The sequence below is a fragment of the Zobellia sp. B3R18 genome (assembly GCF_018860715.1).
Taxonomy (GTDB): Bacteria; Bacteroidota; Bacteroidia; order Flavobacteriales; family Flavobacteriaceae; genus Zobellia; species Zobellia russellii.
Map to the genome: position 1 here is coordinate 251,059 of NZ_JAHKQG010000014.1, position 13,600 is coordinate 264,658.

The window sequence follows — 13,600 nt, forward strand, 5'->3', positions numbered from 1 at the left end:
ACCAACCGACAGACGTGGTTCATAATATGCAATCAAAATAGATTATCTTAGCCTTAAATTAATTTTTAAGGCTTTTTTTTAACCTGAATTTTTCCGCATGTTTTCTTTCAAGTATGGACCTTCTCAGTCAGTTTTTTTTATAAGTTGTTTCTGGCTAGCTCTTGTATTTGTTTCATGCAACAATAAAAACAACCAACTTAGTAATAACCAAATTTCTACCCAAGCAGACTCTATTTTCTCATTAATAGACAGTTCTTCTAACTCAAGATTTTCACATAACGAACATCTACTATTCCTTGAAAAAGCTGAAACTCATACCAATAAAATAGAGAATGACTCTCTAAAGAATAAACTGATTTCTAAAATTGCACTTAGATATTTAGTACTTAAAGACTCTACAAACTTTAGAAGAGCAAATCAACAAACCCTAGAGCTATCCAAATTATTAAATGATAGTGTAACCTTAGCCGAAGCCAATTGGGATCTGGCCGATTTTCATAGATTATATGCAAAAGCCGACAGTGCTTATCTTCACTTTTCGGAAGCGCAAAAAATATACGAAGCTCTTCATATGGATTATGAATCTGCACGTATGCTTTACAATATGGCTGTTACCCAAGCAGACATTAAAGACTATACCGGTAGCGAAATAAACACTATAAAGGCTATTGATATCTTAAAACCCTTAGAAGAGTACAAAAGACTTTACTTCTGTTATAATAATTTAGGTTCAATTACCAAAGAACTAAAAGAGTTTGATAGGGCGTTAGATTACTATAACACAGCTCTGCAATATCAAATGAAAATAGACGCCCCAAATAATTATCTGCTAAGCCTTAATAATAATATTGGAGTTGTTTATTTGGAACAGGGCAACTACAAAGAATCCATCCCCTATTTTGAAGAAGTTTTAAAGAACAAAAATCTCTCTACGGAACGTCCCTCGCTATATGCCATGGCGCTAAATAATCTTACGTATAGTAAAGCCAAAGTTAATTTTGAATCGGACCTATCTTCCAATTTCAAAAAGGTCATAAAGATTCAAGATAGTATTGGTGAAATTCAAGATATTTCAAGAAGTTACTACTGTTTTGCTGATTATTATTTAGGTAAACAAGACACTGTACAAGCCATAACCCAAGCAAAAAAAGCTATGGGTTATGCCAAAATTGCAAGTAATAATGATCGATTTTTAAAGAGTTTGCAACTGTTGGCTAAATTAGAACCTGAAAAATCTAGTTATTACACGCAACAATACATTTCTTTAAATGACAGTTTACAGCAGGTAGAAAGACAAGCACGAAATAAGTTTGCCCGTATACGTTTTGAGACAGATGAATTTATAGCTGAAAACGAAATACTATCACGACAAAAACAATTATGGACCGGTGTAGCGGTATCCATATTACTGCTAGGACTTATGTCCTACATCATTCTAGATCAAAGGTCAAAAAACCAAAAACTTCGTTTTCAACAACAACAGCAAGCCGCAAACCAGGAGATTTTTAATCTAATGCTTACCCAAAAGGAAAAATTAGAAGAAGGAAAAAAAATTGAACAAAAACGGATATCGGAAGAGCTTCACGATGGCGTGCTAGGTAAAATGTTAGGAGCACGCATGGTACTTACAGGTCTCAACAAAAGAACAGAAGAAGAGGCTATTTCTGAAAGAAAGAAAGCAATAGACGCATTACAAGAGGTAGAAAAAGAGGTCCGTTCTATTTCACATGAATTAAGCCATGCCGCCTACCAAAACATTCCAAACTTTATACACTCTATAAAAGATTTATTGCTTACCGTCCAAGCTACAGGCAATTTTGACTATAAGTTTGTTTATAATGAGACCTTTAACTGGGATTCGCTTGGGGCAAGCATAAAAATTAATGTTTATAGGATGATTCAGGAAAGTTTACAAAATTGTGTTAAACATGCCCAATGTAAAAACGTAATTTTGGAACTTAGTAAAACAGATTCTGGTTTTATGGTCACAATCATAGACGATGGAAAAGGCTTCAAAACAAGTTCCAGAAAAAAAGGTATAGGTTTGCGTAATATCTCGTCTAGAATTGAAAAAATAAACGGAACGTACACGATTAAGAGTAAACCTGGCAAGGGCACCACTGTTACGTTGGAAGTGCCTTTAAATAAAGAAATTAGTTAGAAGCATTTTTTCAAGTGTAGACTGACCAAGAAATTATGGATAATTTAATTAGAATATTAGCTGTTGATGACCATGAGATGATTGTTCTAGGTTACAAGTACACCATTGAAGGGTGTGATTTTGAAAAGTACAAAGTAACCGTAAATATTGCTCCTAGTTATCATGAAGGCAAAGCAGAAATAGAAAGTTCCGCAAACCGCATGCCCTATGATATAATATTATTGGACATCCAAATGTTTCCGGATAGCGCTAAAGAAGAAAGAGGTGGAGTAGACCTTGGGGTTTTGGTTAGAAAAATATCCCCGTCTTCTAAAGTAGTTTTTCTTTCTTCTTTTAGTGACAGCTACCATATTAACAACGTACTAAAGACTGTAAATCCTGATGGATATATGGTAAAATCCGAAGTTGATGAAAAAACGCTGCAAGATATGGTACGAACGGTAATTGAAAATCCCCCCTATTACACTGCAGCGGCATTGCAGGCCATACGCAGAAAAATGGCAAACGAAGACCAAATTGATGAACGTGATAAAAAAATATTGTATCAATTATCAATAGGAACCAAAACCAAGGATATCTCTTCTTTAGTTGCAGCATCCAGCACAACCGTTGAAAACCGAAAAAGACAGTTGAAAGTAATCTTCAATGTTGAAAACGGTAACGACTTTGCTCTTATTGAAGAAGCCAGAAAACGTGGATTTATTTAACAAACAACAGATACATTGTTGAGTAACAACAAATTACACATTAGTTTAATTTCTTAAAACAAAAAAACCCCAGTTTTTATGGGGTTTTTCTTTAAAGTTCAAACAGAACTGAAAACTATCTTTGGCACAAAGTGTATAACTACATCATATGCCACTATACCACGATAGTTTTAGGAACAACCATTCCAATGGTTATACTCCAAATTCACAAATGGAAGGAATGGAGTCTTTCGCAAATAGTTTGGAAAAATTGTTTTTTGCAGATGCTACCATTTTAAATTATACCAATAAAGATGAAAAAACCAATTTAGCCATTGAGCTAAACTGTAATATTTCGTTGGTAGAGATGTTATTTCACTTTAATAAAGGTACTTGGGGCAATTTCAAACCTGGAAGAACCTCTTTTATAAAATTGCTCAACAATCTTGTAAAAGAAAGTGGTTCCAAAGTAGATATTGAAGAGTTTACCTTTTTCCTAAAGGACACCGCTATTATTATCAACAAGATTTATGATAATAGTATTCCTGAGCAATTAGACAAGATTATTTCCGAAATATGTAAGCACTATGTGCATTTCAGCAAGGGTTTAACAGAAACACCTTATGAAATCTATGTTCCTGTTTTTGAGGAAGAAAACAATGAAGGAAACGAAATTCTTATACAGAATATAGAGGCAGATAACAATACCAAGAAAGACTATTTTCAGTATTGGGGTCTTTATTTTGAATCTGAGGATGATGCTGTCATCTACGATTTAAAAAGCTCTACAATAGAACACGGTGACCTATTTATGCTTAACCATTGATTAAAACAAGTTTTTTGAGGTAAATGACAGTAATATAAGCTGCCCATTCCCCAAAATAATCAATTCCCCCATTTTCTACTCAATTTATTGAGTAGATTGGGGGATGGGATTATATTGATTATTTGCTATGCTTTGAGAAGTTGGAACTAAACATTAAAAAGTTCTCTTCCACTCATTAAGGCATTTACTTTTTCCTTGACAGCTTCAATTTTTGCATTATCTTCGGCATTGGTCAAAACTTCATCAACCAAGTCAACAATTACATTCATATCAGCTTCTTTAAGACCTCTAGTAGTTATGGCAGCTGTTCCAAATCTAATTCCAGAAGTTACAAAAGGCGATTTATCATCAAAAGGAACCATGTTTTTGTTTGCAGTAATATCTGCTTTTACCAAAACTTTTTCGGCATCCTTACCCGTAATATCCTTATTTCTTAAATCAATAAGCATCATGTGATTATCCGTACCTCCAGAAATGATATTGTACCCTTTAGCTACGAAAGCAGCGGCCATTGCAGCGGCATTTTTCTTAACCTGTATCATATAATTAAGGAAATCATCAGAAAGAGCTTCTCCAAAAGCTATTGCTTTAGCCGCTATAATGTGCTCCAAAGGACCTCCTTGGTTTCCTGGGAAGACTGCTAAATCCAACAATGCGGACATCTTACGAAGATTTCCGTTCTTTAGTTTTATACCAAATGGATTATCAAAATCCTCACCCATTAGAATAAGCCCACCACGTGGTCCTCTTAAAGTTTTATGCGTAGTTGTTGTTACAATATGGCAATGAGGAATTGGATCACTCAAAATGCCCTTTGCAATAAGCCCCGCTGGATGAGAAATATCAGCTAACAAAAGAGCACCAACACTATCTGCAATTGCTCTAAATCTTTTAAAATCTATATCACGAGAGTAAGCAGAAGCCCCCGCTATAATCATTTTTGGCTTTTCCTTAGTTGCTATTTCTTGAATAACATCATAGTCTAGCATACCTGTTTCTTTATCAACGCCATAAAAAACAGGGTTGTACAATCTACCAGAAAAATTCACCGGCGAACCGTGGGTTAAATGTCCTCCATGGGAAAGGTCAAATCCAAGAATGGTATCCCCTGGTTTTAAACAAGCGTGGTACACTGACGCATTTGCCTGCGAACCGGAGTGAGGCTGAACATTTGCGTATGCAGCTCCAAATAATTCCTTAGCTCTATCTATTGCAAGTTGCTCTATTTTATCAACTACCTCGCAGCCACCATAATAACGCTTACCAGGATACCCCTCGGCATATTTATTGGTTAGTACTGACCCCGCAGCCTCCATAACTTGTGGGCTTGTAAAATTTTCAGAGGCAATAAGCTCTATGCCGTTTATTTGGCGTTCTCTTTCCTCTGCTATTAGTTCAAAAATCTGATTGTCTCGTTGCATAAGCAAATATTCTGTTAAATTGAGATGCAAAAGTACGAATTGCCCCTTGTTAAAACTCATAAAACAATATATTTGATCAAGAATTTATCAAATATAAATTAACAATCTTGCTATGCCCATACATGCCAATGACCCTTCAAAGAGAACATGGCTTCCCGTGTCCGATAATTCAGATTTCCCTATCCAGAACATTCCTTTTGGTGTTTTTCTCACTCGTGATGATATCATAACCATAGGAACCCGTATTGGAGATACCGCCATTGACCTTGGTGCCCTGCACCAACTTGGCTATTTTAATGATATACCCCTTACGGACGATATTTTTCTTCAGGATACATTGAACGATTTTATTTCGGATGGTCAAAAGACCTGGAGGTTAGTACGTAACCGTATTAGTGAAATATTTGAAGTTTCCAATGACACCCTAAAAAATAACGAAGACCATAAAAACGTAGTGCTTTTCTCTATGGATGAAATTGAAATGCAATTGCCCGTACAAGTAGGCGATTACACGGATTTTTATTCCAGCAAAGAACACGCCACTAACGTAGGTACCATGTTCCGCGACCCCAATAACGCCCTGTTACCTAACTGGCTTCACATTCCTGTGGGATATCACGGAAGAAGTTCTACCATTATCCCTAGCGGCACCCCCATTCATAGACCTATGGGGCAGACCATGCCAAAAGGGGCGGAAACTCCTGTTTTTGGGCCTTCACGTTTAGTAGACTTTGAATTGGAAATGGCTTTTATTACCACGGATACCAATGTCTTAGGTGAACCTATTTCCGTAGACGAGGCAGAAGAATATATTTTTGGAATGGTACTTTTTAATGATTGGAGTGCGCGCGACATTCAAAAATGGGAATATGTTCCCCTTGGACCATTTTTAGCCAAAAATTTTGCGTCATCTATATCTCCATGGATTGTAACGTTAGATGCTCTTCAGCCTTTTAAAGTAGACAGTCCAAAACAAGACCCTACTCCTCTACCCTATTTGCAGCAAAAGAAAAGACATAGTTACGACATTAACTTAGAAGTAGCTTTAGCTCCTGAAAATGGTACCGAAACTACCATTTCCGAATCCAATTTTAAATATATGTATTGGACCATGTCCCAACAACTGGCGCACCACACCGTAAACGGTTGTAAGGTGAATAGTGGAGACATGATGGGAAGTGGAACAATTTCTGGCCCAACCCCCAATTCCTACGGTTCCATGCTAGAACTATCCTGGCAAGGCACCAAGCCGGTACAATTGAACGACGGCTCAGAACGCACGTTCATTCAAGATAATGACACCGTAATTATGAAAGGATATTGCTCCAATAAAGATATCCGTATTGGTTTTGGAGAAGTCAGAACTACGCTTTTACCTCCTTTTGAGGCCAAAAAGAAAGGCTAATAAACTCTAGATATTTAATCTTGAAGATACCTTTAAACCACTCCCCTATAACGGGTGGGTTTAAAGGTATTTTTCTAAGTTGATATCCGTAATAGCACCATGGGAATCATGAGCTACTACCCCGCCATTTTTTATCACCAACAACTGAGGCGATTGGTGCATGACCTGAAATTTATAGCCGGTTTCATCGGAAACTTGACGGTAACTATGTAAATCCAAGAAGTAAAAGTCCATCTGCCCCTCTTCTATTGCATAGTTCTGAGTAAACATATTCAGCACCATCCGGCTAATTCCGCAAGTAGTGGAATGTTTAAATATTACTTGAGGCTTTGTTAAAGACTTCCTTTCAATTTCATCTAATTGCTCTAGAGAAGTAAGTGCTATCCAAGGGATTTTAGCTTCCTTTTTTTCTTCACCTTCATTTTTACTTCCAAACAAATTATTAAAGAGACCCATTTTGTATTTTTATAGTATCAGTCTAACGTTCTCCAAAACCTTACAACTGACTAAATGTCCTTTGTTTTATTACAATAAGCGACATTTTGTCCTGTGTTCTATATTGGTAGGATTGTTGACCTATTTCAGTCAAAAATAAACAATAACAACAGATAACAATATACATATGAACTTTAATAATTTCACCACAAAATCTCAGGAGGCCATTCAGCAAGCTCAACAGCTTGCTCAAAGCTTGGGCCACCAGCAGATAGAAAACGAACATTTGTTCAAAGCAATTTGGGAGGTTGATGAGAACGTACTTCCTTTTATACTGAAGAAACTAAATATTAACGTTCCCTTGCTACAACAAATCTTGGAAAAGGAACTGGAAAGCTTCCCTAAGGTTTCGGGAGGGGATATTATCCTGTCCAGAGAAGCAGGGAAAACTTTAAACGAAGCCAGTACCATTGCTAAAAAGATGGATGACGAATTTGTTTCCATTGAACATCTTTTATTGGCCATTTTAAAATCCAGCAGTAAAATAGCTCGGATATTAAAGGACCAAGGAGCTACCGAAAAAGATTTGAAAGCAGCCATTGAAGAACTGCGCAAAGGAGGAAGGGTAACTTCTCAAAGTGCGGAAGACACCTATAACTCCTTGGATAAATACGCCCGTAACCTTAACCAGTTAGCAGACAGTGGCAAATTGGACCCGGTAATTGGACGCGACGAAGAAATCCGTCGTATTCTTCAAATTTTATCAAGAAGAACCAAAAATAACCCTATGTTGGTTGGTGAACCAGGTACCGGTAAAACGGCAATTGCCGAAGGTTTGGCGCACCGTATTGTTCAAGGCGACGTTCCCGAGAACCTTAAAGATAAAATTATCTATTCTTTGGACATGGGAGCTTTAATTGCCGGTGCCAAATATAAAGGAGAGTTTGAGGAGCGATTGAAATCGGTCATTAAAGAAGTGACTTCATCAGATGGGGACATTGTCTTATTTATAGATGAAATTCACACGTTGGTTGGCGCTGGTGGTGGACAAGGTGCCATGGATGCCGCTAACATTTTAAAGCCGGCATTGGCTCGTGGCGAACTGAGAGCCATAGGCGCCACAACACTGGATGAATACCAAAAATATTTTGAAAAAGATAAAGCGCTAGAAAGACGTTTCCAAAAGGTAGTTGTTAACGAGCCGGATACGGAAAGTGCTATTTCAATACTACGCGGTATTAAAGAAAAATATGAAGCCCACCATAAGGTGCGAATCAAGGATGAGTCGGTAATAGCTGCGGTAGAATTATCGCAACGGTACATTACCAACCGGTTTCTACCGGACAAGGCTATTGATTTGATGGATGAAGCTGCCGCAAAATTACGTATGGAAATAAATTCCAAACCAGAGGAGCTAGATGTTCTGGACCGTAAGATTATGCAGTTAGAAATTGAAATTGAAGCTATAAAACGTGAAAACGATAAGGCCAAGCTAAAATTGCTAAATGTTGATTTGGCGAATCTGAAAGAAGACAGAAATGAGCTTTTTGCCAAGTGGGAAAGCGAAAAATCGGTCGTAGACGAGATTCAAAAGACCAAGCAGGATATTGAGGAATTTAAGCTTGAGGCGGAACGTGCCGAGCGTAATGGAGATTACGGTAAAGTTGCGGAACTACGTTATGGAAAAATTAAAGAGTCACAAGAAAAACTGGAGGAACTCCAAAAAGTATTGGATGAACAGCAGCTAGGCGATACTCTAATCAAAGAAGAGGTTACCAGTGAAGACATAGCGGAAGTCGTGGCAAAATGGACCGGCATTCCGGTAACCAAAATGCTACAAAGTGAACGCGAAAAACTCTTAAAGCTGGAAACGGTCCTTCACAAGAGAGTGGTTGGCCAGAACGAAGCTATTGAAGCCGTATCCGACGCCATTAGAAGAAGTCGTGCCGGATTACAAGATGCGAACAGACCTATTGGATCCTTCCTATTTTTAGGTACCACAGGAGTTGGTAAAACGGAGCTGGCAAAAACGTTGGCCTCTTATCTTTTTGATGATGAGAATGCAATGACGCGTATTGACATGAGTGAATATCAAGAGCGCCACTCAGTAAGTAGATTGGTTGGAGCACCTCCAGGATACGTAGGCTATGACGAAGGTGGTCAGTTAACGGAAGCCGTGAGAAGAAGACCTTATTCCGTGGTTCTGCTTGACGAGATTGAAAAGGCACACCCGGACACATTCAATATTTTATTACAAGTATTGGACGAAGGAAGATTAACGGACAATAAAGGTAGAGTTGCAGATTTCAAGAATACCATTATTATAATGACCAGTAATATGGGCAGTACTATAATTCAGGAAAAATTTGAAAACAGCAAAGACCCTTATAGCGCCACCGAGGCTGCACGAGTTGAGATTTTAGGATTGTTGCGAAAAACAATTCGTCCTGAATTCCTTAACCGTATAGATGACATTATCATGTTTACCCCGCTTAGCCGAGAGGATATAACCAAAATTGTTAGACTACAATTAAACAGCTTAAAGAAAACTATTGCAAAGCAGCATATAACAATTGATGCTACTGAAGAAGCCGTTAATTACCTAGCCAACAAGGGTTATGACCCACAGTACGGAGCCCGCCCCATAAAAAGGGTCATACAAAGAGAGGTTCTTAACAACCTTTCAAAGGAACTCCTGAGCGGAAATATAAAAGCGGATAGTATTGTTCTTATTGATTCCTTTAATGACGAACTGGTCTTTAGAAATCAAGATGAACTGGTAGAGTAAAAATATTTTTCTTAAAAATAGACTTGTTTTTAAAAGCACCCTAAAAAGGGTGCTTTTTTTTCTTAGGTATATACCATACAGTATATAATTTCTTTATCTTCGTATAAAACTGTACCATTATGTCTACGAAAGCCGAAAGAACTACAGCCTTTATTATTGAAACTGTTGCCTCCGTTTTTAATAAACACGGATATATCGGAACCAGTATGAGCGACCTTACGGAAGCTACAGGATTAACCAAAGGGGCCATTTATGGTAATTTTGAAAATAAGGAAGCTTTAGCCTTATCTGCCTATCAATACAACAGCAACTTACTCTTATCAAAAGTAGATGAAGTTCTCGCGGAAGAAAACAATGCTCTTGACAAGCTTTTTAAACTCACGGATTTTTATAGAAACTACGACTCGTTTACCCTGAGCATGGGCGGGTGCCCTATTTTAAATACCGGGGTTGATGCGCAGCACAATAATAGATTATTGGTTGCCGCCAACAAGGAAGTTATTAGGGAAATGGAAGGTAAGATAGCCTTAGTGCTTGAGAACGGTTCTAAGAATAATGAACTACACCTTCCCGTCACTCCTCTGCAATTTGCCAAACAACTTTTTACTATGATTCAAGGTGCAATTGCTATGGCCACTATGACCACTGATAAAAAGTACCTAACCAACACCATCGCTTATTTAGAGGTGCTCATAAAGAAAGAGCTTAAGAAGTAAAGTTTTACACCTACCATTCATAGCTTTCTTAAATCTTTCAGAAGTTTAATAGCTGTTACCCCTATTCTTTTTTAAGTAGGATTTAAAGTTTAACCAACCTGTTTTCCTCGGTTTTTTCATCTTCTTACTTGCCCACTACTCTAAAAATCCAAGTGTTACCTGTAAACTTACCATCAAACTTACTATCTCTAGCCTGCCTAGCCTGTCCCATAGTGTTATAGCGCCCTAAGTAGACGTAATTGAATTTGTTCTTACTACGCACAAAAGATTTAGGCTGAAGTCCCCTTTTCTTCATATCCGCCATAAAAGCATCAAAATACTTTTTGGTACCAAAAACATTGGCAATTAAATAGTAGCCTGGTTCCAGCCCGTCCTCAGTTTTTACTTCTTCGTATTTTTCACCTTTTTTAGGAACAACCACTTCTTTTTGTTGTGCTAGCTTGGCCTCTTGAGCCGCCTTCTCTTTTTCAAGCGCTTCTTGTTTTGCCTTTTCTTGAGCTACTTTTTGAGCTGCCGCTTCGGCCTCTCGTCTTTTCTTTTCAACACTCTCGGCTGCAGCAAGTGCCTCTTTTTCTTTGGCGTTATTAATAGAGTCCAGTCTTCTTTTTTGCTCCTCTTGTTCAGCTTTGGCAACTTCTGCTGCTTTCGCTTTTTCAGCCATTACATTTTCTTGCTCTTCTGCTTGTTTTTCTGCTGCTTGGGCAAGAGCTTCCTCTTCTTTGGCTTTTTCGGCAGCCTCCTTTTTAAGTCGTTTCTCCTCTTTTCTTAATGCTAAGGCTTGTTCTTTTTCAGATTTAGCTATGGAGTCTTGGGCAATTTTTTCTAACCTGCGACGCTCTTTTTCTTCTTTTTTAGCCTGCTTTTCTTCATCTTTTGAAGCTTCAGCCAATTCCGCAGCTTTTTCCAATTCTTGGGCTACAGCTTCATTTTTCTTTTCCTCTTCAGCGTCGGCAATTGTTTCAGATTCTATTTGATCGAGCTCATTTTCCTCTAGATCAACAGCCCCCACCATCTTATGACGTTCCTCAGGCTTTCCAAAAAAGTAAGCTGCCATCAACTCAAACGAAGGCTCGGAACTTACGGATGAACTTGCTCCAAATTCTACCAACGCACCTAAGGACAAATGATTAAAAAATGTGCCTCCCGCTCCAATGCCATATCCATAAAAATTGTTAAAGCCTAATTGCCCCCAATATTTATTCGTGTTCAATAATGCATTAAAACCTACTTGATTGGCCTCACCGGGAATGGTACGCAAATACATAGACGGACGTATAAATGAATTTTGTGCCGCACCTAAAGTTACCGGAAAATCATAGGAAACAATCCCCATGAAGACCTTATCCTCTTTTTCCGTATTCGCTTCTTTTTCGGTAAAATTAAAATCGATTAAATTTTCGGAAGCAAAACCTAATGTGAGTCGCTCCACACTCAAACTCACCCCTGGTGCCACCTGTAGTATAAAATCATCCGTTGGAGCGGATTGTAATAATGGAAAATCAGGATTTACGGTAAAACGATCATCGGCAAGAGATTGCACAAAACCAAATACGTTTGCCCCTACCGAAAGTTTTACACTTTCATTAAGATTAAAACTGTGCGCATAATTAATGACCCCGCCCGTATCAAAATAGACACCCGTATTTTGCTGAAAGAATGCCACGCCAACCGCAGACTTACCATTTAATTTTCTAGTGTAATTTAAAAACTGGGTAGTAGGATTACCATCTATTGCCTGCCACTGCCAACGCACCCAATACGCCAAAGAATTGGCATTGTTCCTATCTACGGAAAATGCGGGATTAAATAAACTGGCGTTGTACGTTGTTAAGTTATGTTGTCTTAAGTCTGCAGGCAAACGAGACTCTTGACTCCGCAGAACCAAAACAGACAATAAAAAGAGAAATGTGTATAGAGTTCTGAGCATGATTACAAAAAAACAAAAACCAGTATTCCTACATACTTTTTTTGTCTAAATTTAGTTAACAATTATGCAAGAGTTTTCAACCAAAAACTATTACCTATTATGCAACGGATCAAATCCTTATATATTATTATCCTTACTGCCTTAATTTTTGTAAGTTGTAAAGACGATACAAAAGTTAATCAAGATACCAACACAAATGGTGTAGTTTCTACTTTTTATTTTATTCGCCATGCAGAAAAAGACCGTACGGACCCTGAAAATGTAGATCCGGAATTAAACCAACGCGGTTTGGGAAGAGCTATGCACTGGGCAGAGATATTAAAAGATGTTGATCTAGATATTATTTACACCACAGATTACGAAAGAACTTCTATGACCGCCGCACCAACGGCCGTAAAAAAAGAGCTTGACGTAAAGTATTACGAACCTCAGAACGTAAACATAGAGCAGTTTAAAAAAGACAATCTTGGCAAGAACGTTCTTGTTGTTGGCCATAGTAACACCACTCCTGATTTTGTAAACCAAATGATAGGCATAGACCTATATTATGAAATGGACGATACCGATAACGGAAGTCTTTTTATTGTACAAATAGTTGGCCAACAAGCTACTTCACAAAGACTTCACATTAACTGCAATTGTCCTAAAGAACGGTAATCTTCTTTTTTGACGGCACAAAGAAAAGCGGTATAAGTTTTTAATATGCCCTTATCAAATATCTATACCCATGAATTAGTCTATAATTTAGGGAACTTCACTATTTTTGCGGTATGGTTCAGAAGAACATCAACATAAAGAATAAGAAGGCCAAGTTTGAATATGAGTTCATAGACACCTATGTAACGGGAATTGTTTTGGCCGGAACAGAAATAAAATCCATTCGTGAAGGAAAAGCTTCCATTACCCAAAGCTTTTGTGAGTTTAATGAAGCAGGAGAACTGTTTGTAATCAATATGCAGATAGACGAGTATTCCCATGCTTCCCATTTTAATCACAAGCCAAAGGCGGAACGCAAATTGCTCATGAACAAACGGGAGCTTAAAAAATTGCGCAAAGAAGTTACTACTTCCGGTTTTACCATCGTACCCACCAACCTGTTTATAAACGATAGAGGCTTGGCAAAATTAAAAGTGGCTTTGGCCAAGGGTAAAAAACTTTATGACAAGCGAGAAACCCTGAAAGACCGCGACAATCAACGTAATCTTTCCAGAATCAAGAAAAGTTTTAATAGCTAA

11 protein-coding genes are annotated in these 13,600 nt (G+C 37.9%); 8 read left to right on the forward strand and 3 right to left on the reverse strand.

The window, feature by feature from the left end; genetic code table 11:
• Positions 1 to 97: 97 nt before the first annotated feature.
• The 3 genes from KO513_RS17695 to KO513_RS17705 all read left to right on the forward strand — a co-directional run bounded on the left by KO513_RS17695 (position 98) and on the right by KO513_RS17705 (position 3,673).
• A complete protein-coding gene (locus KO513_RS17695) occupies positions 98 to 2,161 on the forward strand; it encodes a tetratricopeptide repeat-containing sensor histidine kinase (RefSeq protein ID WP_215914563.1) in 2,064 nt (687 codons plus the stop codon).
• Between the two features lie 35 nt (positions 2,162 to 2,196).
• Positions 2,197 to 2,868 (forward strand): response regulator, encoded by a 672-nt coding sequence (locus KO513_RS17700; RefSeq protein WP_215439080.1) that lies wholly within the window; start codon positions 2,197 to 2,199, stop codon positions 2,866 to 2,868.
• A gap of 148 nt (positions 2,869 to 3,016) precedes the next feature.
• Positions 3,017 to 3,673, forward strand: coding sequence for a hypothetical protein (locus KO513_RS17705; RefSeq protein WP_215439078.1), 657 nt, complete (start codon positions 3,017 to 3,019; stop codon positions 3,671 to 3,673).
• Between the two features lie 146 nt (positions 3,674 to 3,819).
• Here KO513_RS17705 and glyA read toward each other — a convergent pair whose 3' ends face one another.
• Positions 3,820 to 5,094 (reverse strand): serine hydroxymethyltransferase, encoded by a 1,275-nt coding sequence (glyA, locus tag KO513_RS17710; RefSeq protein WP_215914564.1) that lies wholly within the window; start codon positions 5,092 to 5,094, stop codon positions 3,820 to 3,822.
• A gap of 112 nt (positions 5,095 to 5,206) precedes the next feature.
• Between glyA and fahA the strand changes: the two genes are divergently transcribed.
• Positions 5,207 to 6,499 carry a fumarylacetoacetase gene (gene fahA / locus KO513_RS17715; protein WP_215914565.1) on the forward strand — a complete coding sequence of 431 codons (1,293 nt, stop codon included), beginning with the start codon at positions 5,207 to 5,209 and terminating at the stop codon, positions 6,497 to 6,499.
• 60 nt (positions 6,500 to 6,559) lie between these two features.
• Here fahA and ytxJ read toward each other — a convergent pair whose 3' ends face one another.
• Complete coding sequence (ytxJ, locus tag KO513_RS17720) at positions 6,560 to 6,955, reverse strand: bacillithiol system redox-active protein YtxJ (protein ID WP_215914566.1); 396 nt, start codon at positions 6,953 to 6,955, stop codon at positions 6,560 to 6,562.
• Positions 6,956 to 7,121: 166 nt separating this feature from the next.
• On the opposite strand from ytxJ, the gene clpB reads away from it, so the two are divergent.
• Together clpB and KO513_RS17730 are read left to right on the forward strand one after the other, a co-directional pair.
• Positions 7,122 to 9,722: an ATP-dependent chaperone ClpB gene (gene clpB, locus KO513_RS17725; RefSeq protein ID WP_215914567.1), complete on the forward strand. Its 2,601-nt coding sequence runs from the start codon at positions 7,122 to 7,124 to the stop codon at positions 9,720 to 9,722.
• 119 nt (positions 9,723 to 9,841) lie between these two features.
• The gene (locus KO513_RS17730; RefSeq protein WP_215914568.1) at positions 9,842 to 10,438 is read left to right on the forward strand and encodes a TetR/AcrR family transcriptional regulator; all 597 of its coding nucleotides are present in this window, start codon (positions 9,842 to 9,844) and stop codon (positions 10,436 to 10,438) included.
• Positions 10,439 to 10,562: 124 nt separating this feature from the next.
• On the opposite strand, the gene KO513_RS17735 is transcribed toward KO513_RS17730, so the two are convergent.
• Entirely contained in the window at positions 10,563 to 12,365 is a 1,803-nt protein-coding gene (locus KO513_RS17735) for a PorP/SprF family type IX secretion system membrane protein (protein WP_215914569.1), read from the reverse strand.
• Positions 12,366 to 12,464: 99 nt separating this feature from the next.
• On the opposite strand from KO513_RS17735, the gene KO513_RS17740 reads away from it, so the two are divergent.
• Together KO513_RS17740 and smpB are read left to right on the forward strand one after the other, a co-directional pair.
• A complete protein-coding gene (locus KO513_RS17740; RefSeq protein ID WP_215439070.1) occupies positions 12,465 to 13,022 on the forward strand; it encodes a SixA phosphatase family protein in 558 nt (185 codons plus the stop codon).
• Between the two features lie 113 nt (positions 13,023 to 13,135).
• Positions 13,136 to 13,600: an SsrA-binding protein SmpB gene (smpB, locus tag KO513_RS17745; RefSeq protein ID WP_215439069.1), complete on the forward strand. Its 465-nt coding sequence runs from the start codon at positions 13,136 to 13,138 to the stop codon at positions 13,598 to 13,600.